At 61.0% G+C, this 944-nt stretch carries 1 protein-coding gene; it reads right to left on the minus strand.

The genetic code is table 11. The annotated features are described in order from the left end of the window. Positions 1–944 (minus strand): cellulose synthase operon protein YhjQ/BcsQ (locus AB4048_RS28830; RefSeq protein WP_442205355.1); only part of this gene is annotated, 944 nt, incomplete at both ends.

A 944-nucleotide genomic window follows, 5' to 3' on the forward strand; every position in this document is an offset into this window, starting at 1 on the left:
AGAACGACGCCGAAGACCATCGCGCCCACGTCGCGCAACGCGTCGGCGACATAGCTCAGCGCGTCGAACGATGTCTTGCCGTGGCGGACGACCACGATCGACCCGTCGAGATGTGGCGCGATCGCCCTGGCGTCCGCCGAATCCGGCATTGAGGGAAGATCGACGAGAATGAGATCGAAATGCTCTTTCAGATCGGCCAGGTTGAAGGAGATACGCTCCGAGGCGATGCGTTCGCCGGGTGTAACGCCGTTGAAGCTTCCAACCGGCAGAATGGTCAGCCGCTTGTCGCACCCCGCAATGAAATCCGCATAGGCTCTGGAGCTGTTCAACACCTCCATCAATCCGATCGAGCCTTCCTTGACGAACATCTGGCTGAGCGTGGGATTGGCGGCGGCGGCGTCCACCAGCAAGGTCTTCGATCCCGAGGCGGAGGCGAGAAGCGCCACGTTGTAGGCCATGGTCGTTGCCCCGGCTCCCGGTTCCGCGCCCACGAAGCCGATCAGGCGGGCCTTTCGATTGCGCCGGAGCCCCGAAATCGTCGCATTCAAATCGCGTAGATCGCGACTGAATTTCTGCTTGGGATCGCCGATGTTGCGATCCGTCCTTTCCAAAGCGGGTTTTTCCTTCTTCAGTGCTTCGTCTTCCTTCGCTCTCGCTCCTTTGGCGACCGAAACCTGTCCGATGCACGCCAACTCGGTCTCGACGCCGATCCGGTCGGCGGAGGTTACAACGCGGTTTCCGAAGTGGCGGATGGTGGCGATCACGATGCCGACGCCCGTGCCCAATAGGACCGCGAAGAGCATAAGCAGCCCCGATCGAGGCTGGCTCTTCGATGCGGGAGCGACCGCCTGCGAGACCAGTTCGGCATCCGAGACGGGATAGGTGATCCTCTGTCTCGCATCGGAAAGGTTCAGAAGATATGTCTCATAGAGACGGCGTGCGGT

It is taken from the genome of Rhizobium sp. RAF56, assembly GCF_052113965.1.
Classification (GTDB): Bacteria; Pseudomonadota; Alphaproteobacteria; order Rhizobiales; family Rhizobiaceae; genus Rhizobium.